Source organism: Polaribacter staleyi (assembly GCF_038024045.1).
Taxonomy (GTDB): Bacteria; Bacteroidota; Bacteroidia; order Flavobacteriales; family Flavobacteriaceae; genus Polaribacter; species Polaribacter butkevichii.
In genome coordinates, this window is record NZ_CP150665.1 from 3,330,773 (window position 1) to 3,351,610 (window position 20,838).

General features: G+C 30.5%; 10 protein-coding genes. 8 read left to right on the forward strand and 2 right to left on the reverse strand.

The window, feature by feature from the left end; translation table 11 throughout:
* The first annotated feature begins 8 nt into the window (after positions 1-8).
* The 3 genes from WHD07_RS13810 to WHD07_RS13820 all read left to right on the forward strand — a co-directional run bounded on the left by WHD07_RS13810 (position 9) and on the right by WHD07_RS13820 (position 14,916).
* Positions 9-8,609: a LamG-like jellyroll fold domain-containing protein gene (locus WHD07_RS13810; protein ID WP_343328876.1), complete on the forward strand. Its 8,601-nt coding sequence runs from the start codon at positions 9-11 to the stop codon at positions 8,607-8,609.
* Between the two features lie 7 nt (positions 8,610-8,616).
* Positions 8,617-14,070, forward strand: coding sequence for an MBG domain-containing protein (locus tag WHD07_RS13815; protein ID WP_343328877.1), 5,454 nt, complete (start codon positions 8,617-8,619; stop codon positions 14,068-14,070).
* A 123-nt stretch (positions 14,071-14,193) separates the two neighbouring features.
* Positions 14,194-14,916, forward strand: a complete 723-nt coding sequence (locus tag WHD07_RS13820; protein WP_343328878.1) for a tRNA1(Val) (adenine(37)-N6)-methyltransferase — start codon at positions 14,194-14,196, stop codon at positions 14,914-14,916.
* Between the two features lie 82 nt (positions 14,917-14,998).
* On the opposite strand, the gene WHD07_RS13825 is transcribed toward WHD07_RS13820, so the two are convergent.
* Entirely contained in the window at positions 14,999-16,366 is a 1,368-nt protein-coding gene (locus tag WHD07_RS13825; protein WP_343328879.1) for a saccharopine dehydrogenase family protein, read from the reverse strand.
* Positions 16,367-16,436: 70 nt separating this feature from the next.
* On the opposite strand from WHD07_RS13825, the gene WHD07_RS13830 reads away from it, so the two are divergent.
* From WHD07_RS13830 to WHD07_RS13850, 5 genes are all read left to right on the forward strand, one after another.
* Complete coding sequence (locus WHD07_RS13830; protein ID WP_343328880.1) at positions 16,437-16,823, forward strand: DUF423 domain-containing protein; 387 nt, start codon at positions 16,437-16,439, stop codon at positions 16,821-16,823.
* An 86-nt stretch (positions 16,824-16,909) separates the two neighbouring features.
* Positions 16,910-18,520: a phosphoenolpyruvate carboxykinase (ATP) gene (gene pckA / locus WHD07_RS13835; RefSeq protein ID WP_343328881.1), complete on the forward strand. Its 1,611-nt coding sequence runs from the start codon at positions 16,910-16,912 to the stop codon at positions 18,518-18,520.
* Between the two features lie 156 nt (positions 18,521-18,676).
* Complete coding sequence (locus WHD07_RS13840; RefSeq protein ID WP_105047479.1) at positions 18,677-19,009, forward strand: YtxH domain-containing protein; 333 nt, start codon at positions 18,677-18,679, stop codon at positions 19,007-19,009.
* 3 nt (positions 19,010-19,012) lie between these two features.
* Positions 19,013-19,360 carry a hypothetical protein gene (locus WHD07_RS13845; protein WP_343328882.1) on the forward strand — a complete coding sequence of 116 codons (348 nt, stop codon included), beginning with the start codon at positions 19,013-19,015 and terminating at the stop codon, positions 19,358-19,360.
* A 23-nt stretch (positions 19,361-19,383) separates the two neighbouring features.
* On the forward strand, positions 19,384-19,584 hold the full coding sequence (locus tag WHD07_RS13850) for a DUF6327 family protein (RefSeq protein WP_105047481.1): 201 nt from the start codon (positions 19,384-19,386) through the stop codon (positions 19,582-19,584).
* An 8-nt stretch (positions 19,585-19,592) separates the two neighbouring features.
* Here the strand turns inward: WHD07_RS13850 and WHD07_RS13855 are convergent, their stop codons facing one another.
* A complete protein-coding gene (locus tag WHD07_RS13855) occupies positions 19,593-20,618 on the reverse strand; it encodes an AraC family transcriptional regulator (protein WP_343328883.1) in 1,026 nt (341 codons plus the stop codon).
* Positions 20,619-20,838 lie beyond the last annotated feature (220 nt).

The following is a 20,838-nucleotide window of genomic DNA, read 5'->3' on the forward strand; positions in this document are numbered from 1 at the left end:
AACATATTATGAGAAAATTACTAATTTTCTTGTTGTTTTGGGTGAGTATAACTCAAGCACAAGAGCAAAGCGACCATAAAGGATCTTTCCTTTCTGGTGCGGGAAAAGTACAAAATACAGGTAATAATTTACAAATTCAGTTTCAGATTGGTGCTACTTTTCAGTATCCAATGGTAGTAGAAACTAAAACCAAGGCAGGTTTTCCTTTTGGTATTTTATATGTGCCAAATACTTTTAGTGATAAAACGTATGAGGTTTCTAAAGGCTATTATCCAGATAAAATTAGATTAAGCTGGTCTATTGGTGCTAATGAAGAGAATATTACTAAGGTAAAAGTTTTTAGAAAACCATTAGAAGGACAGGCTCAATATAACTTAATAGCTACAGTGGGTAAAGATGTATTTGAGTTCGAAGATACTCAGGTAGAAGGCGGTGTTTTATACCAATACAAATTACTTGCAGAAGGTATAAACTCTATAGAGCAAAAATATGTAAATTTTATAGAAGGTATTGGGTATAGAAACCCAACAGCATTTGTGTCTGGTACCATTAGTTTTGAAGGTGGTAGCCCCGTTAAAGATGTTAAAGTTTTAGCAGAACCAATTGGCGCAGAAGGAGCAGTTGGTAAAGGAACATCGATAGAGTTTAAAGATGAAGGAGAGCATTTATATTTAAGTGAAAACTTTGAGTTGATTAGTGCTAAAAATGTAACGATAGAAGGATGGTTTGCGCCAAGAGCAGAAAATTTACTATTAACACCGTATTCAATTTCTTTACAAGATGGTAGAGAATTGGAGTTAGAGTATCATTATTTTGGAGAAAATAAAGAACTAATTTTTTCTTTTAAAGAAAAAGAAGCCTCTGGCAGTTTACGTAGATTTAATCTTTCTGGGTCTTATCCTACTGGAGAAGTAGACGCTTCTGGTAAAGATGTATTTGCTAATTTAAGCACTATTACAAGTGAAACTTTTGTGCATTTAGCGGTTGTTTTAAAAGACGGAACAGTTCCTACAGTTTTCTTAAATGGTAGAGAAATTAATCAAAGTTATTTTGATAATGCAACGGTTCCAGAAGGAGTAGCTGTACCAAGTTATAGTAATACTGAAGAGACCACATATAATAGTGAAGAAACAGAATTAAGATTTGTTAGAGTTGGTTCTGGATATGTTGGTTATGTAGATGAATTTAGAATTTGGAGTAAGGCATTGTCTTCAGCAGAAATAAGAAGAGATTACAAACGTTATTTAGATGGTAGTGAAACTGGTTTAGAAATGTACACCAGAATGGATGAAGCTTATGGAAATTTCGCATATGATTTGTCTAAATCTGGTTTCAATTTTCATAAAAACGATTTAATAACATCTAAAATTAATTCTACAAACACGGTTTTTTCATCAGTAAAACCAACTAAAGAGCAATTGGGTGTTTTTGGTATTACAGATAAGGATGGTAATTATGCTATTTCTGCAATTTCTTATGCTGGTTCTGGAGAGCAATTTAAAGTAACACCAAGTTTTGGAGTTCATAAATTTAAACCAGCAACGCAAACTTTATTTTTAGGTAAAGAAGAATCTGTAGTAAACAAAGTAGATTATGAAGATGTTTCTTCATTTAAATTTAATGGTAGAATTGTTTATGACACTCGAGATGTATTTGCAACGATTCCTATTTCTGACCCAGCGTTAGAAACAATAAACGAAATTAGAGAAACAGGTTATAATTCGTATTTAGTAAATGGTACCATTACACTTAATAAAGGACAATATTTTTATGAAGGTGGAGAAGTAGATGCTGCAAGTGGTAATTTAATTAACGGAGAGTTAAAACAATACCCGGTAATTGGTATTGAGGGTGCTAACTTATATATTGATGGGCAAGTGGTTTTTGATGAAGATAACCAACCTGTTGTTACAGATGTAGATGGTAAGTTTGCTATTAATGTTCCTATTGGTAATCATAAAGTAGAAATTACTAAAGATGGGCATAAATTTGCCTATGAAGGTAGATTTCCAGAGAAAAAAACAAGTACGGGCGCTAGCTTATTCGATTTTTATGAAGATCAAATACAAGAGCGTTGGTTTTTAGATGAAACTCGTGTAACTGTTGTTGGTAAGGTTGTTGGAGGTAGAATACAATCAGAAAAAGAAATCGGTTTTGGTTTTAATGGTCTTAAAGAACATGCAAATGAAGTTGGTGAAGGTGAACCAGAAAATAAAGAAACGTATTCTGCTGTAAATAATATTGGGCAAGCAACTGTTACTTTTAAAGGAGATTTAAATACGAATGAACTAGATTATATTGCAACAACAAATGCAGCAACTGGCGAATATAAAATAAAATTAATTCCTTATAAGTATACCGTAAAAGCAAATGGAGGAATTAGTGTTGCAAGTAATCCAGAGATAGATAATAAATTTTTAGATGCAGATGATGAGTTTGATGTAACTGAAATTAAAGAAAATATAACCTCTAGTTATACAGCAATAGATGGTACAGAGTTTACATCAGAACCGTATCAATATGAAAAAAGTTTTAGATACAACTCTAAGATTAATGTGCGTTTGGTAGCGCAAGAATATGAAGAAAAATTTCCTTTAACGAATGATAGTGAAATTACTATTGATGTATCTGAACTTGCTGTGCCTTTATACAAGCAAAAAGAAGAATACAGACTTGCTTTTGAAGTTACACAAGATTATGTAAATAAAGACGAAGTAGAAGCAATTGTTGTAAAAGAATACTTTAATGAGGGAGCTTTTAATATTACGAATAATATAGCAAGTACAAACCCAGACGATAACTCTGTTCAGTTAATTAAAAAGTCGAATAAAGAGCAGTATGTTTATTCTTTTAGAGCAGGTTTACCAAATATAACACAAACAGATGGCTTTAAAAGTACCATGAATATAGAGTATAATGTATCTGGATTAAATCCAATTTCAATTATCAATCCAGAAGATTTTAAGGCGGAAGGAATCGTTATTGGAGGTAGGTCTGCAGAAGGTACAACGTTTTCTACAGTGGCACCAGAAGTTCCGGATATTATATTAAGAGATCCTCCAGGATCTAACAGTTTTGCAAGTATAGAAAAAGGTACTTCTATTTCTTTTGAAAGTTCTAATGGGAATACTAGTGCTAATACCTTTGGAGGTGGTTTATATGTAAGTGTTGGACCAACATTTGAGACTTCTGCGGGGTCACCGTTTTTTTCTATAGCTAATGAAGTTAATGTTGTTGCAGATGTTGAAGCTAATTTTTCTAAATCTACAGAAATAAATAAAAACGGTAGTACAACAGAAACGTATGAATTTAATGAAACTATTTCTACAAGCGATGACCCAGAATATGTAGGTGCAGATGGAGATTTATATATAGGTAATGCCAAAAATGTATTTTACGGATTATTTAATAACATGTTTGTAACAAACACTATTCCTAAGCTAGCAAATGGTGCAATAGTGCCTCATATTATTGTTGCTGCTAAAGACAAAGAAGGTGTTCCTGTAAATGTCTATATTAGTTCTAGAAAAGATTATTTTATTGCAGAACAGCCTACAAATACGTTTTTTTCTTATTCTCAAAAACATATTATAGAGAAGTTGATTCCAGATTTAGAATCTTTAGTGAATAATTTAAGTACTGGTGTAAAACCAGATCCAGATAAAGAATACCAATCGCCTAATTTTTATCAAAAACAAATTGAATTATGGCAAAAAATAATTCAAGATAACGAAAGAGATAAGTATAGAGCGTTAAAATCTAGAGCGGATTTAAAAACAGAAATACTTGCTAAAATTAAAACAGATAAGGAGCAACAAAGAATTAAAGATTTAGAATTAGAAAATTCACCGTTTTTTACTCCTGAAGGAGCTTTAAGTGCTATAAGAACCGAAAAGTTTAACAACTATTTAAATAGTTTAACGGACTTAATTTCATCCAATTTTGAAAGTAACAAATCTTTTGATGCAGGTGTTGGTGAGTTTACTTCTTCTGTAACAGTATCATCGGTTGTTTCTAAAACCTATGAAAAAACGGTTGATTTCTCGGAAGATTATAAAATTCAATTAGGACTTTTATTAAATAATGCTGGAGCAGTTGGTAATATAGCTGGTTCTCATTCTAGTGTAAGCACAAATTCAGAACAATTTGATAAAGAATTTACCTCTACTATTTCTTATACTTTAAAAGACAACGACCAAGCCAATGTTTTAAGTGTAGATGTTGTAAGTACATTTGATGGTTCTGGACCCGTTTTTATCACAAAAGGTGGGGCAACTTCTTGTCCTTTTGAAGGGCCAACATTTTCTAACTATTATAAAAAAGCAGGTTACGATGTTAATACTGTTGGAGAAGGTGGAGAGAAATTATCTGAAGGAACAACAAGTGTGTTTAAACCAGAATTAAAAGTAAACAAAACTTTAATTACAAATTTAGCAGAAAGTGTAGGTGCCGTTTTTACTTTACAACTTAAAAATTTAAGTGATACAGGTACAGATTTAGAGCACATAATTTATGTAGATCAAACGACATTAAATGGTGCAAATACAAACATAGACCAAAATGGTTTTTCTGTACTTTTACCTTATAATGAAACTGTAGAAATACCTTTTATAGTTACTAAAAACTCATCTTCAGATGTGTATAATTATGAAAATATTAGAGTTTATTTAGCAAACCCTTGTAATGATTTAAATGATTCGGATGCGTTTGTAGATGTTACTGTAGAGTTTAAAAAATCGTGTAGTAATGTTAGTCTTTCTGCGCCACAATCTAATTGGATTTATAACAGAACAGAAGCCTTTAATTATGATACAGAAGGTAATTTGTTAGGCACAAATGCTTTGCCTATAACATTTACAGATTTTAATACAGATTTTGCTGGTTTTAGAAAAATTACGTTACAGTATAGAAATGAAAATGCATCTAGTTGGACAAAGTTTAAAACTTATTATGGTAGCCAAGAATTAAAAGATGATGCTTCAGATCCTAAAGGAGTTGTCATAGATTCTGAAACTAAATTTACTTTCGATTGGGATATTGTAGGTACAAATATAGCAGATGGAACTTACGAAATAAGAGCCATTGCATTTTGTACAGACGACGTTTCTTTTGAGTCTGATATTGTAAAAGGAACAATTAATCTTACACCACCAGTTGTTTTTGGTACACCTTCACCAAGTGATGGTATTTTAGATATTGGAGAAGATATTAAGGTTCGTTTTAACGAAGAAATTAATAATCATATTTCTACAAATATCACCTTAAGAGGTTTACAAAATCAACAAAAAATAGACCATAGTGTAAGTGTTGCTTTAGATGGTTCTATAAATCAAATAGAGCTTCCAAAACAAAACTTGTTGTCTAAAGCATTTAGTTTTCAGTTTTGGTTAGATTTCGATGAAACCAGTAATGGTGTACTGGTAAGCCAAGAAGAAGGTCCAAAAGTTACTTTAAACGGAACAAGCCTATTGTTTGAGTTAGATGGTAAATCTATTGAAGCTACAATTGATGCATCGCAATATAATTTCTATTCATTAATTTATGGAGATGGTTCAAATCCTTATTTAGAAATTTTAGAAAACGGAAAAGTTTTAAAAACGGTAGCATTAGAGAAAGAATTATCTTTTAATAATAACAACCCAATTCTTTTTGGAGGAACAGGTATAAAAGGGAACGTTCATGACCTTCGTATTTGGAACAAAGCAACAACTTCTGCACAAGCAGCAGCAGAAAAAGATTTTACATTAACAGGTAAAGAGTTAAAGCTTTTAGGATATTGGCCTTTAAACGAGGGTTATGGAGCTTTGGCTACAGAAAAAGTACGTGCAAGAAGTGCAAATGTTAATTTAAGTTGGACCATTAAACCAAAAGGACAAGGATATGAGTTTAGCAATAATAGTTACTTAACTTTTGATAATGTAGGTTATGTTCAACCCACAAATTACGAAGATATTACCATCTCTTTTTGGGTAAAAGCAGCTGCTGGTGATGTTGGAACAATTTTTGGAAACGGAACAGGAACAGATAATATTGGTGAACCAAAATTAACAAACGGTTTTAGAAATAAATGGGATATTAGCTTACTAGAAAACGGAACTTTAAATTTAAAAACAGAAGGTGTCGATTATAAATTAACTACAAATGCTATTACAGATTCTAATTGGCATCACATTGCATTGATTGTTAAAAGAGGAGGTAGTTTAAATACTTTTGTAGATGGGAAACAAAATACTACTGTTTCTTCTCAGAATATTGGAGGTATTGCGGGCGCTAAATTATATTTAGGCGCACGTTTTAATAGACATATTCCTGTAGATAATGATGGAATTGTAACAGGTTTGCCAACAGAAACTATCGAAAATTATTTTACAGGTAATTTAGATGAATTTAGAGTTTGGAACTCTGCCAGAAGCTTCGAACAAATTAAAAGAGATCGTTATTTTGAATTAGACAGAGAAACTGCTGGTTTATTAATGTATGTGAATTTTAATGAAGAAGAAGCAACGGTTGCAGACAAAGGACCTCGTTATAATATTAGAAAAGGAGATGGAACTACATTAGGTTTTGTAAGTTTATTAAATGGTAATGCTCGTAAGTTTATAGAAGATTCACCAGCAATTAAGCCAGTTCTTAAATACACAAACATACCATATACAACTATTATTAATGGTGATGAGATGATTATTTCGCCAACATTAACAGAAGAAGAATGGAGCTTGTTTGAAGGACAAATATTAGACGTTTCTGTCGCAAATATGTACGATAATCATTTTAACAAACAATTGTCACCTTTAAGTTTCTCTGCATTTGTAAACAGGCAAGAAGTGAATTGGTTTACACAAGATGGTACAAAAACAATTGCATCAGAAAAAATAGTTGATGAAACCTATGATTTTGTAATGGATGTTGTTAATAAAGGAGGTAACAATAAAGATTTTACAATATCTGGGATGCCAAACTATATGACAGTTTCTGCTAGTTCTGGTACTGTTGGACCAAATTCTATAAAGCAATTAAAATTTAATATAGATAATGAATTAGCTATGGGGACATACAATGCTACTGTCTATTTAAATTTAGATAATGGATATACAGATAGATTAGATTTTGAATTAAGAGTAATACAAGATGCTCCAGATTGGTCTGTAAATCCGGCTGATTTTGCTTACAGTATGAATATTATTAGTCAGGTAAAAATCTACAATAATTTCTCTAGAGATACCTATACTAAAGTTGGTGCTTTTGTAGATGGTGAAAAAAGAGGAGAAGCTTATTTAGCGTATGACAGAGGTTACGATTCTTATTATGCATTTTTAACAATGTATAGTAATGTAAGCGCAAACGAAGTGGTTACTTTTAAAATTTGGGATGCCTTAAATGGTAAAACTAGAGTGGCAACTATTAATGGAAATGCATCTGCAATTTTCTTAGAAAACAATATTATTGGTACTAAATCGAATCCTGCAATATTTGATGCAGGAAAATATTCTGAACAAGTGGTTTCTTTAAATAAAGGTTGGACTTGGAGTTCTTTCTTTGTTGAAGATGATAGATTTAACAATGTTACAGAAACCTTTAACGATTTAGACCTTACAGATGGAGACATTGTTAAGTTCGGCACTCAATTTACAAGATACGAAAACGGTTATTGGTCTGGTAGTTTAACAACGATAGAAAATAGCAAAGCCTATAAAATTCAATTAGCTAAAGAAAATAAACTTAGTTTAAAAGGAGATGAGGTAAACCCAAGTAATTTATCGATTCCTATAGAACAAGGATGGAACTGGTTGGCGTTTCCTATTCATAGAAACATTAGTTTGTTAGAGGCATTAGCATTTTATGAACCAACAGATGGAGATGTTATTAAAGACCAATATAGTTTTGCTGTATACGATGAAAATTCGGCAGAATGGTCTGGAACTTTACGTTACTTACAATCAAATAGAGGGTATATGTTAAAGTCAGATAAAAAGCAGTCCTTTAGTTACCCAAGTATCAATTTTGCATCAAAAGGGCAGTTAAAAGAGCAAGAGCATACAATAGACATGATTAATAGCTTTGCTAAATATCAATTTAATATGGGGGTAATTGCAGAAATTACAACAGACGAAAGTTTTGATGAAGTAAAAATATACGATCAAAATAAAACGTTAAGAGGAAGCTCTAAAATTGAAGAAATTAATGGAAAACAAATGAGTTTTATTTCAATTTTCAGTAATGAATCAGAACAATTAAATTATGTTTTATCAAATGCTAAAAAAGATATTGAATTAACAAAAGAATTGTTTTTCGTTTCAAATGAGGTATTGGGAACATTAAAAACGCCAATAGAATTAAGTTTAAAATCTTTATCTGTTGATGCGAGTTTTAGTAACTCCATAAATATATACCCAAATCCATTTAGCGAAGAATTAATTTTAAATGTTATAGGAAATACAAATGTTACCAATTTAATATTCTATAATACTTTAGGTGTAAAAGTAAAAGAAGTTAAGGTTTCTAAACCAAAGACAGTAATTACTACGAGCGATTTATCAACAGGTGTGTTTTTTGTAAAAGTTATAGATAAAAACGGTCAGCAAATAGTAAAAAAGCTAATTAAAAAATAAATAATTTATGAAAAATAGTATATTATTTATATTCTTATTTTTAGTAGCTAGTGTTTACAGCCAATCACCAGATTGGTCTGTAAATGCTAGTTCATATCAATATAACATGACATTTACAGTCTTTTTAAATGTAAATGGAACGGTATTAACAAATACAAATGATAAAGTAGGGGCATTTGTTAATGGAGAAAATAGAGGAGAAGCTACAGTTGTTTATAATGCAAACGCAAAAAAATATGTTGCTTACTTAACAGTTTTAGCAAATACAGCAGCAGAAACTATCAACTTTAAAATTTATGATAGCACAAACGATTTAATTATTGATGTTCCAAAAACAGAAATTTTTGAAATAAATAAAAATATTGGAGGCGCATTTCAATCTTATAGTATTGCTGCACCAATACTTAGTTCACAAGCAGAAATTAGTAGTTTTTCATTTCAAGGAGTTTCTATAGAAAGCACTTCAATAGCTAATAATACAATTAATATAGAAGTATTATCTACCGTAGATATAACAAATTTAACACCTGTTTTTACAACCACAAATAACGGGAAAATCTATATAGATAAAATTTTGCAAGTTTCATCTAATAATACGTTAGATTTTTCTAATGATGTAGTTTACGAGCTTTTGTCTGAAGATGAATCTCAGAAAGTAGAGTATACAGTTAAGGTTAAAAAAATAGTAAATACTGCGAGTAATGACATTACTTTTTCTGATGCAACTTTTACTTTTGATGGAACTGAAAAGACGTTGCAAATTGAAGGAAACTTACCAAGTGGAACAAGTGTCTCATATACAAATAATGGTTTAACAAATGTTGGCTCAAAACAGGTTACAGCAACTATTTCTGGACCAAATTTTCAAGATGTAGTTTTAACAGCTAATCTAAAAGTAACCCAAGCTACAATTACAGGTGTTTCTTTTTCTGATGCAATTTTCACATTTGATGGAACAGAAAAGAAAATAACAATTGTAGGTAGTGTACCAAATGGAACGTCTATTAATTATGTTTTAAATACAAGAACAAATGCAGGTAAACAAGAAGCATTTGCGCTAATTACAGGGGATAATTATGTTAATTTAGTTTTAAAAGCAAATTTAATCGTTAATGAGGCAGTCTTTGGCGGGTTTACTCTAAGTGATAAAAACTATGATTATGATGGGGTTTCAAAATCTATTTTAATTTCGGAAGTTTTACCAACTGGTACTTCAGTTTCTTATCTAAATAATAATAAAACCAACGCAGGTGTTTATGAAGTTGTAGCTACCATTTCAAAAGAGAATTATAAAGATTTAATTTTAAAAGCAACTTTAACAATAGCTAAGTTAACGCTTAATAATTTGTCTTTTGAAGATGAGGTTTTTGTGTATGATGAAACGCCAAAATCGCTTAAAATATCAGGTAATTTACCAACGGAAGTTTCCGTTTCCTATACAAATAATGCATTTACAGAAGCAGGTGTTTATGAAGTTGAAGCAACCATTTCTGGAGGTAATTATGAAGATTTAATATTAAAAGCAAACCTAACAATAATCAAAGCAACATTAAACGATTTTTCTTTTAAAGATGAAAGTTTTGTTTATGATGGAACAATAAAATCTTTAAAGATTGTAGGTGATTTACCAACAGGGGTTTCCGTTTCATATACAAATAATAATCATACAGATGTAGGCTCTTATGAAGTTACAGCAACTATTTCTGGGGCTAATTATATTAGTAAAGTTTTAAAAGAAACACTAACAATTTCAAAAGCGACATTAAAAAGTTTTACTTTTAAAGATGAAAATTTTGTGTATGATGGGGTTCCAAAATCAATTAAAATAACAGAATGTTTGCCATCAGGCACTTCAGTTACTTACACAAATAATAATTTAAGTAATGTGGGTGTTTATGAAGTTGAAGCAACCATTTCTGGAGCTAATTACGAAGATCAAGTTTTAAAGGCAACACTAACAATTTCAAAAGCAACATTAAGTGGATTTAGTTTGGAAAGCCAAAGTTTTGTCTACAATGGTGCTCCAAAATCTTTAAAGATTGTAGGAGATTTACCAACAGGCGTTTCCGTTTCTTATACAAATAATTCTTTTACAGAAGCAGGTTCTTATCAAGTTACAGCAACTATTTTTGGAGATAATTATGAAGATTTAGTATTAAAAGCAAATTTAACAATAACAAAAGTAGCATTAAGCGGTTTAACTTTTAATGATGAAAGTTTTGTCTACAATGGTGCTCCAAAATCTTTAAAGATTGTAGGAGATTTACCAACAGGAGTTTCCGTTTCTTATACAAATAATTCTTTTACAGAAGCAGGTTCTTATCAAGTTACAGCAACTATTTTTGGAGATAATTATGAAGATTTAGTATTAAAAGCAAATTTAACAATAACAAAAGTAGCATTAAGCGGTTTAACTTTTAATGATGAAAGTTTTGTCTTCAATGGTACTCCAAAATCTTTAAATATTGTAGGAGATTTACCAACAGGCGTTTCCGTTTCTTATACAAATAATGCATTTACAGAAGCAGGTGTTTACGAAGTTGAAGCAACTATTTCTGGAGCTAATTACGAAGATCAAGTTTTAAAGGCAACACTAACAATTTCAAAAGCAACATTAAGTGGATTTAGTTTGGAAAGCCAAAGTTTTGTCTACAATGGTGCTCCAAAATCTTTAAAGATTGTAGGAGATTTACCAACAGGCGTTTCCGTTTCTTATACAAATAATTCTTTTACAGAAGCAGGTTCTTATCAAGTTACAGCAACCATTTCTGGAGCTAATTATGAAGATTTAGTATTAAAAGCAAACTTAACAATTGCAAAAGCAACATTAAGTGGTTTAACTTTTAATGATGACAGTTTTGTCTACAATGGTACTCCAAAATCTTTAAAGATTGTAGGAGATTTACCAACAGGCGTTTCCGTTTCTTATACAAATAATGCATTTACAGAAGCAGGTGTTTATGAAGTTGAAGCAACCATTTCTGGAGCTAATTACGAAGATCAAGTTTTAAAGGCAACACTAACAATTGCAAAAGCAACATTAAGTGGATTTAGTTTGGCAAGCCAAAGTTTTGTCTACAATGGTGCTCCAAAATCATTGAAGATTGTAGGAGATTTACCAACAAGGGTTTCCGTTTCTTATACAAATAATTCTTTTACAGAAACAGGTGTTTATGAAGTTACAGCAACCATTTTTGGAGATAATTATGAAGAATTAGTATTAAAATCGAACTTAACAATAACAAAAGCAACATTAAGTGGTTTAACTTTTAATGATGAAAGTTTTGTATATAGTGGTACCCCAAAATCATTGAAAATTTCTGGAGATTTACCTACGGGAGTTTCCGTTTCTTATACAAATAATGCATTTACAGAAGCAGGTGTTTATGAAGTTACAGCAACCATTTTTGGAGATAATTATGAAGATTTAGTATTAAAAGCAAACTTAACAATAACAAAAGCAACATTAAGCGGTTTAACTTTTAATGATGAAAGTTTTGTCTACAATGGTACTCCAAAATCATTGAAAATTTCTGGTGATTTACCAATTGGAGTTTCCGTTTCTTATACAAATAATGCATTTACAGAAGCAGGTGTTTATGAAGTTGAAGCAACCATTTCTGGAGCTAATTACGAAGATCAAGTTTTAAAGGCAACACTAACAATTGCAAAAGCAACATTAAGTGGATTTAGTTTGGCAAGCCAAAGTTTTGTCTACAATGGTGCTCCAAAATCTTTAAAAATTGTAGGTGATTTACCAATGGGAGTTTCCGTTTCTTATACAAATAATGCATTTACAGAAGCAGGTTCTTATCAAGTTACAGCAACCATTTCTGGAGCTAATTATGAAGATTTAGTATTAAAAGCAAACTTAACAATTGCAAAAGCAACATTAAGTGGTTTAACTTTTAATGATGACAGTTTTGTCTACAATGGTACTCCAAAATCTTTAAAGATTGTAGGAGATTTACCAACAGGCGTTTCCGTTTCTTATACAAATAATGCATTTACAGAAGCAGGTGTTTATGAAGTTGAAGCAACCATTTCTGGAGCTAATTACGAAGATCAAGTTTTAAAGGCAACACTAACAATTGCAAAAGCAACATTAAGTGGATTTAGTTTGGCAAGCCAAAGTTTTGTCTACAATGGTGCTCCAAAATCATTGAAGATTGTAGGAGATTTACCAACAGGGGTTTCCGTTTCTTATACAAATAATTCTTTTACAGAAACAGGTGTTTATGAAGTTACAGCAACCATTTTTGGAGATAATTATGAAGAATTAGTATTAAAATCGAACTTAACAATAACAAAAGCAACATTAAGTGGTTTAACTTTTAATGATGAAAGTTTTGTATATAGTGGTACCCCAAAATCATTGAAAATTTCTGGTGATTTACCAATGGGAGTTTCCGTTTCTTATACAAATAATGCATTTACAGAAGCAGGTGTTTATGAAGTTACAGCAACCATTTTTGGAGATAATTATGAAGATTTAGTATTAAAAGCAAACTTAACAATAACAAAAGCAACATTAAGCGGTTTAACTTTTAATGATGAAAGTTTTGTCTACAATGGTACACCAAAATCATTGAAAATTTCTGGTGATTTACCAATGGGAGTTTCCGTTTCTTATACAAATAATGCATTTACAGAAGCAGGTGTTTATGAAGTTGAAGCAACCATTTCTGGAGCTAATTACGAAGATCAAGTTTTAAAGGCAACACTAACAATTGCAAAAGCAACATTAAGTGGTTTAACTTTTAATGATGAAAGTTTTGTCTACAATGGTGCTCCAAAATCTTTAAAGATTGTAGGCGATTTACCAACAGGAGTTTCCGTTTCTTATACAAATAATGCTTTTACAGAAGCCGGTTCTTATGAAGTTACAGCAATCATTTCTAGCGCTAATTATGAGAATTTAATATTAAAAGCAAACTTAATAATTTCAAAAGCAGAACAAACAATTACCTTTAATAAAATAATAATTCCATCAGACAAAAATGAGTTTAATTTAGAGGCTTCTTCTAGTTCTGGATTACAAATTACGTATGTTAGTTCTAATACAAATGTTGCAATTGTTTCTGGGGATTTAGTTTTTTTAGTTGGTAATGGTGTTGCTATAATAACAGCCAACCAGTTAGGAAATAATAATTTTAATGCTGCGATAAGCAAATCTCAGGAAATAAATACTTCAACTTTAGGTGCAAAAAACAATATTTTTGAAAAAAAATCAATATTACTTTATCCAAACCCAGTAAACGAAACATTAAAGCTAAAACTAAATTCAGAACAAACTGAAGCTGTTTTAATTTTTGATACAACAGGTAAAATGGTTAAAATGATAAAAGATTATCAATCTGAAAAAAATATTGATGTTAGCAATTTTAATGCTGGAAATTATTTTATAAAGTTAAGAGATGCAAATGGTCTTATAACTGTAAAAAGTTTTATTAAAAAATAAAATTATTTCTACTATTATTTAAAGCACTCATAAAAACTATTTTATGAGTGTTTTTTTATAGAGTATATATTAAAGATTATTAAAATTATATTCTCTAATTTTGAAGAAATTTTAATATTAGAAATGAATAAACCATTTAAATTTAAAGAGTTTACAATCCATCAAGATAAAACTGCCATGAAAGTGGGTACAGATGGTGTCTTATTAGGTGCTTGGTGTTCTGTTGCTGACTATCCGGATACAATTTTAGATATTGGTGCTGGCACAGGCGTAATTTCTTTAATGATTGCACAACGTTCTGACGCCATGACAATAGATGCTGTTGAGGTTGATGAAAATGCATACGAGCAAACAGTTGTCAATTTTGAAGAATCTGATTGGGGAGATCGGTTGTATTGTTACAATGCTACTTTTACTGAATTTGCAGATGAAATTGCAGAGGAAGAAGAAACCTATGATTTAGTTGTTTCTAATCCACCATTTTATACAGATGCGTTTGAGTCTGATGATAAGGCTAGAAACAAAGCACGTTTTACGTCTTCACTTTCTTTTGAAGAATTACTTGTTGGGGTTTCTAAAATTTTATCAAAAAAAGGAAAGTTTGCTGTGGTTATCCCTTTTAAAGAGGAGGAAGCTTTTATCGCTTTAGCGGAAGAGAATAATTTGTTTTTACATAGAGTTTGTAGGGTAAAAGGAAATGAAACTTCAGAAATTAAAAGATGTTTAATGGAGTTTTCTTTTGATGTAACCGAAGTGCAAGAAGAAAGCCTAATTATAGAACTAAAGCGCCATCAATATACAGAAGCGTATATGAATCTAACAAAGGATTTTTATTTAAAAATGTAATGTGTTTTATATCATTGAGAGAAACGAAGCAACCTTTAAATAAATAAGCTACTTCGTCATTCTCTCTCATGATACTATTATTTTATCCAAATACATGATTAGGATTATACCCTAAATAAGGGACTTCTTTTTCTAAAAATTTTATTCCGTAATTTTCTAATTCTTTTAAAATAGGTTTATACACTTCTTTGGTTATTGGGCGTTGTACTCCAGGAGTTTTAATTGCTCCTTTTAAAATTTTTAATGCAGCAATACCTACCGGTAAACCTACTGTTTTAGCCATTGCTGTATAGGTTTGGTTTTCTCCAGTAACGGTTAAACTACTTTCTATTTGATGTTTTTCTCCGTTTATTTCATACCCAAAAAGATGTTGCATTACTATCATGTCTTTATCATGCTCTTTCAAAGTCCAAGAATCTTCTAATATTTTTTGAAGTATTTGAGCAGGAGTAGCGTTTTTAAGTCCAATTTTTTTCTTGGCGTTAAAAATACCCAACTCAATTAATTTTTCCCACATTACATCATCCTGATCAATTTTTAAATAAGAACGTAACTTTAATTCTACAGAATCAGAAGGAGAATAGGCTAAAAATAAGTTTACAAAATCTCTATAACTCATGTTTTCAGAATCTTCAATGGTGTACGTATCATCTGTCATACCTAATTGCACAAAAATATTCCAAGCTCTAGAAAAGCCTACTTTTCTAATGGTTCCTCTGTACATAGTTGGTATATTGTCTAAGCCGTAAATACTTCTGTATTTTAAAGAATCTCTATTTGCGTAGGCTTCGTATTTAGAATTATTAATCTTTAAAAATTCTGTTCGTCTAAATAATTTATGATACGGAATGTACTTGTAAGTATGTTCTTGAATAAACATTGCAGCGCCTCCTTGACCTGATAAAACCACGTTTCTAGGGTTCCAAGTAAACTTATAATTCCATAAGTTGTTGTCACTTTCAGGAGCCACCAATCCTCCACAAAAAGATTCGAATAATAACATTTTTGCACCTTTGTTTCTTATATTATCTAGTACTTGCATGGCACTCATGTGGTCTATTCCTGGGTCTAAGCCAATCTCATTCATAAACACTAGGTTTTTAGCTTTTGCAGCTTCATCTAAAGCTTTTATTTCTTCGGATATGTAAGAAGCTGTAACTAGGTGTTTGCTAAAAAGAATACAATCTTTTGCAACTTCTATATGAAACCTTGCGGGTAACATAGAAATAACAAGGTCATTTTTTTTAATAAGTTCTTGGCGTTGTTTAGTCTTAAAGATGTCTAAAACAACACTTTTGGCATTTTTATGATTGTTAATCAGCTTTTCGGCATTTTTGGTAGTAATATCTCCAATAATTATTCGTAAGTTTTCTTCATCAGATTTTTCTAGTAAATATTTTATTAGAAAAGAACTTGATTTTCCTGCACCAATAATTAGAATGTTTTTCATGAATAAAACCTATTTTTGTGTTCTTACGAAGATACTAATTTTGTTTAAAATTTAACAAAAACAAATAAATATGTTTAAAAATTTAATTATTACTTCTGTTTTAGGAATGTTAGCGATTATTTTAGGCGCTTTTGGTGCACATGCTTTAAAAGATATTTTATCAGCTATAGAATTATCTAGTTTTGAAACAGGTGTACGCTATCAAATGTTTCATGTAATTGTATTGTTATTTGTAAATATTTACGAAGGGTTTAGTGTTTCTCAAAAAAATAAGATTAGTTATCTCTTTTTCTTAGGAATTCTACTTTTTTCAGGTTCTATTTACGCGATTCATTTAACATCAATTACTGCAAAATCTATTTGGTTTGTTACTCCTTTAGGCGGATTGACCTTAATTATTGGCTGGATTTCTATGATTACCATATTCGTAAAAAAGAGCTTAAATAATAACAAATAGCTAATTTTAGTTTAAAAAACAATGTCATTTAAAAATAATGTGTAATTTTGTGGTTAATTAATCTATAAATAATTAAAAATATTGATATGGTAGATACAAATACGAAATCGATTTCGTTAAATAATCTAGGAATCAAGAATGCAACAGTTCGTTATCAATTAACTTCGGATGAGTTACATGATTTAACTGTTAAAAAAGGACAAGGTATTGTCTCTTCTTTAGGAGCAATTGCTGTAAATACAGGCGAGTTTACAGGAAGGTCTCCAAAAGATCGATTTATTGTAAAAGATGAAGTTACCAAAGATGAGGTTTGGTGGAGTGATATAAACATTCCTTTTGAATCTGAAAAATTTGATGCTTTGTATGATAAAGTAGTTAATTATTTATCAGAAAAAGAAATTTTTGTAAGAGATAGTTATGCGTGTGCCGACCAAAATTACAGATTAAATATTAGAGTTATTAATGAGCATCCGTGGACTAATATGTTTGCATATAATATGTTTTTACGTCCTACAGAAAATGAGTTAGAAACTTTTTCTCCGGAATGGACCATCATTAATGCGCCTGGTTTTATGGCAGATGCAGCAGTAGATGGTACACGTCAACATAATTTTGCTATTTTAAATTTTAGCAAAAAAATAGCATTGATAGGAGGAACAGGTTATACAGGAGAAATTAAAAAAGGAATTTTCTCTGCCTTAAATTTTATTTTACCAGTGTACAAAAATACTTTACCAATGCATTGTTCTGCAAATGTGGGTAAAAATGGCGATACTGCAATTTTCTTTGGATTATCTGGTACCGGTAAGACAACCTTATCTACAGACCCAGAAAGAAGCTTAATAGGTGATGACGAGCACGGTTGGACCGCAGAAAATACCATATTTAATTTTGAAGGCGGTTGTTATGCAAAAGTGATTAATTTATCAAAAGAACAAGAACCAGAAATTTTTGCAGCGATTAAAAAAGGTGCAATTTTAGAAAATGTAGTTTTAGACGATAAAGGTGCTGTAGATTTTGCAGATACTTCTATTACCCAAAATACAAGAGTTAGTTATCCTATTTATCATATAGATAATATACAAAAACCATCCATAGGTAAAAATCCTAAGAATATTTTCTTTTTAACAGCAGATGCTTTTGGTGTTTTGCCTCCAATATCTAAATTAACGCCTAACCAAGCGGCTTATCATTTTATATCTGGTTATACCGCAAAAGTTGCAGGAACAGAAGCAGGAGTTACAGAGCCAACACCAAGTTTTTCTGCTTGTTTTGGTGCTCCGTTTATGCCTTTGCATCCAGCAAGATATGCAGAAATACTAAGTAAAAAGATGAAAGATGCAGGAGTAAATGTTTGGTTGATTAATACCGGTTGGTCTGGTGGTCAGTATGGAGTAGGTAGAAGAATGCCTTTAAAATATACTAGAGCAATGATTAATGCAGTTTTAAATGGTGATTTAGGTAGTTATACTTATGAAGATTATCATATTCATTCTGTTTTTGGCGTTGCACAACCAAGATCTTGCCCAGGAGTACCAACAGAATTGTTAAGCCCTAGAGCAACTTGGAACAATGATGAAGCTTATTACAAAACCGCTTTTAAATTGTCTAATGCTTTTAGAAATAATTTTAAGCAATTTGAACAAGTTGCCAATGAAGATATCCGTAGGGGAGGACCTCAACGGTATGCACTTTAGTGATTTTTTGTTTTTTAGGAAAACACCTCATTTTGAGGTGTTTTTTTTGTTTGCGTTAATAATAGAACTTATAGAGTTAAAGTTAGAGTTATTAATAGTGTAATTTTGAACTAGTGAAACACACATAATTAGTTTAACATTAAAAAATATAAAAACATGAGCAATAGTAGCAATACAGTAGTAGGTTTATTAGCAGGAACAGTAATAGGTGCCACTTTAGGAATTTTATTTGCACCTGCAAAAGGTAAAAAAACTAGAAAAAGAATATCTGATGAAGCTTTGGCGGCAAAAGAAAAGTTAGTAGAAACAGCAAGTGATTTAACAGAAAAAGTTTCATCAACAGTTTCTACAAAAAAAGAAACCTTAGATGAGCAAATAGAAGAAGTAGTCTCTAATGTTAGTCATAAAGCAGAAGATGTTATTTCTACACTAGAAAAAAAATTAAAAGAGTTGAAAGAGCAAAATAAGAAATTACAAAAATCTGCCTAATAAATGAGCATATTCGATAATTTACAAAATTCTGCAGATAAAGGCACCAACATTGGTAAAGAGTATGCTTCTAAAACTTTAGAGCATACAAAATTAAAAGCTTTTCAGGTTACAGCCTTAACCCTAAGCATGATTGTTAAACTTTTTTTTATAGGAAGTTTGGCTGTTTTAGGGTTTGTTTTTTTGGCAGTTTCTAGTGCAATTGCACTGGGAGACTATCTAGAAAATATAGCATTGGGCTATTTATTTGTAGGATTATTTTTTTTAGTTATTGCTATAATAATTTATCTTTTTAGAAAATATTTTGATAAAAAAGTAATTTATAAAATATCTAAAATATTTTTTGATTAGTAATTGTAACTTAAAAAAACAAAATGAAAAGATATCAAAGTTTTGAAGAAATTGATAGGGATTTAAAGAGATTATCCCTAGAAAAACAAATTGCTTTAGAAGAACTGAAAATGGTTAAAAACGATTTTCAAGAAATTCTAAAGCCAATGAGTCTTGTAAGCAACGCGCTTAGTGCTTTTGGTAAGTTTGGGACTTTTATGTTTATTAAGAAAATGTTTAAATAATATTTTATTTAAACAACAGTTAATAATTTTTTCTTAAATCCGTTTGGGGTAATGCCATACTTTTCCCTAAAAATTTTAGAAAAGTAGCTTCTGCTACTAAACCCAATTGTGTACACAATCTGAGAGATATTTAAATCTGTATTTTTTAATAGATCTCTTGCAGACTCTAAACGAATATGTCTTATATATTCTGTAACAGTTCTATTGTATAAAAACTTAAAGCCATCTTGTAATTTAGCTTGGGTTAATCCAGTGTCTAAAGAAAGCTCTTCTAGCGTATAATTTTTAGCAGGATTTTTTACAATTTGTTTTCCTAATTTACGTACTATTTTTAATTCCTCTTTAACAAGAGATGTTGGCAATGGTACACCTTCTAAAAGACGATTATGTTGCTGTATGTGTAAGGATAAGATTTCGTAAACACGAGCCTCAATTTTAAGAATACGTAACATTCCTTTTCCTTTTACATTCTTTATTTGCGATATGATGTCTGCCATTTTTAAATTCAGCGTTCCATAATTTGCAAAACGATAATCATGATCTGTATCTACAAAAACTTCGTATAGTTTTTCATTTAAAGTAGAAACGTTAGTGGTTCTTTTCTTTAAAAATTTCTTTCTAACAATTTCTATAAGATTAATTTCTAGAGTTTCATTTTTAGGAAAATGGAGGTAATTATAACCCCCTGTTTTATTGGTGAAAATTAACGATTGAAATTGTTCTATTTTACTTTCTTTGTTATCAACACCAAATCGATGTTTAAAAGAACCAATTGATGGATAAATAAAGCGTAACGGATTAAATTCTGGAACTGCCTGAATTTTAAAAATAAATTCTTTGTGTAGTTTAATATCAAAATCTAACAAATTTACGCCCCAATCAAAAGGGATAAACCTAATTTTTCCAATACCATTTTCATTATTAATGGTAAGTATACTTTCGCTCCAATTACTTGTAACAGAACCTCCTATTTTTTCAGCAATCTGCTCAAGTAAGTCTTTGTCACTATCCGCAATTATTTCTATTTCAATCATAGTGATAAAATCATTTAAACAAACTGTTAATATGCGCTCCGAATAAAAAATTAAAAATAGTTTAAATTTTTTATAAATAGGTTAATAATTATACGAATAGAATCATAAAAATAAAGGAGGCTTATTATTGTGCTGATAATCTTTGTCTAACAAGAAATTTAAATGAGTTAAACATTAGATTATATGCATTCATTAGAATCTTAAAACAGCCATATTTTTG

Bases quoted from the DNA above. Each gene is read 5' to 3' on its own strand.
- WHD07_RS13810 (WP_343328876.1), top strand. From the start codon at position 9: ATGAGAAAATTACTAATTTTCTTGTTGTTTTGGGTGAGTATAACTCAA.
- WHD07_RS13815 (WP_343328877.1), top strand. From the start codon at position 8,617: ATGAAAAATAGTATATTATTTATATTCTTATTTTTAGTAGCTAGTGTT.
- WHD07_RS13820 (WP_343328878.1), top strand. From the start codon at position 14,194: ATGAATAAACCATTTAAATTTAAAGAGTTTACAATCCATCAAGATAAA.
- WHD07_RS13825 (WP_343328879.1), bottom strand. From the start codon at position 16,366: ATGAAAAACATTCTAATTATTGGTGCAGGAAAATCAAGTTCTTTTCTA.
- WHD07_RS13830 (WP_343328880.1), top strand. From the start codon at position 16,437: ATGTTTAAAAATTTAATTATTACTTCTGTTTTAGGAATGTTAGCGATT.
- pckA (WP_343328881.1), top strand. From the start codon at position 16,910: ATGGTAGATACAAATACGAAATCGATTTCGTTAAATAATCTAGGAATC.
- WHD07_RS13840 (WP_105047479.1), top strand. From the start codon at position 18,677: ATGAGCAATAGTAGCAATACAGTAGTAGGTTTATTAGCAGGAACAGTA.
- WHD07_RS13845 (WP_343328882.1), top strand. From the start codon at position 19,013: ATGAGCATATTCGATAATTTACAAAATTCTGCAGATAAAGGCACCAAC.
- WHD07_RS13850 (WP_105047481.1), top strand. From the start codon at position 19,384: ATGAAAAGATATCAAAGTTTTGAAGAAATTGATAGGGATTTAAAGAGA.
- WHD07_RS13855 (WP_343328883.1), bottom strand. From the start codon at position 20,618: ATGATTGAAATAGAAATAATTGCGGATAGTGACAAAGACTTACTTGAG.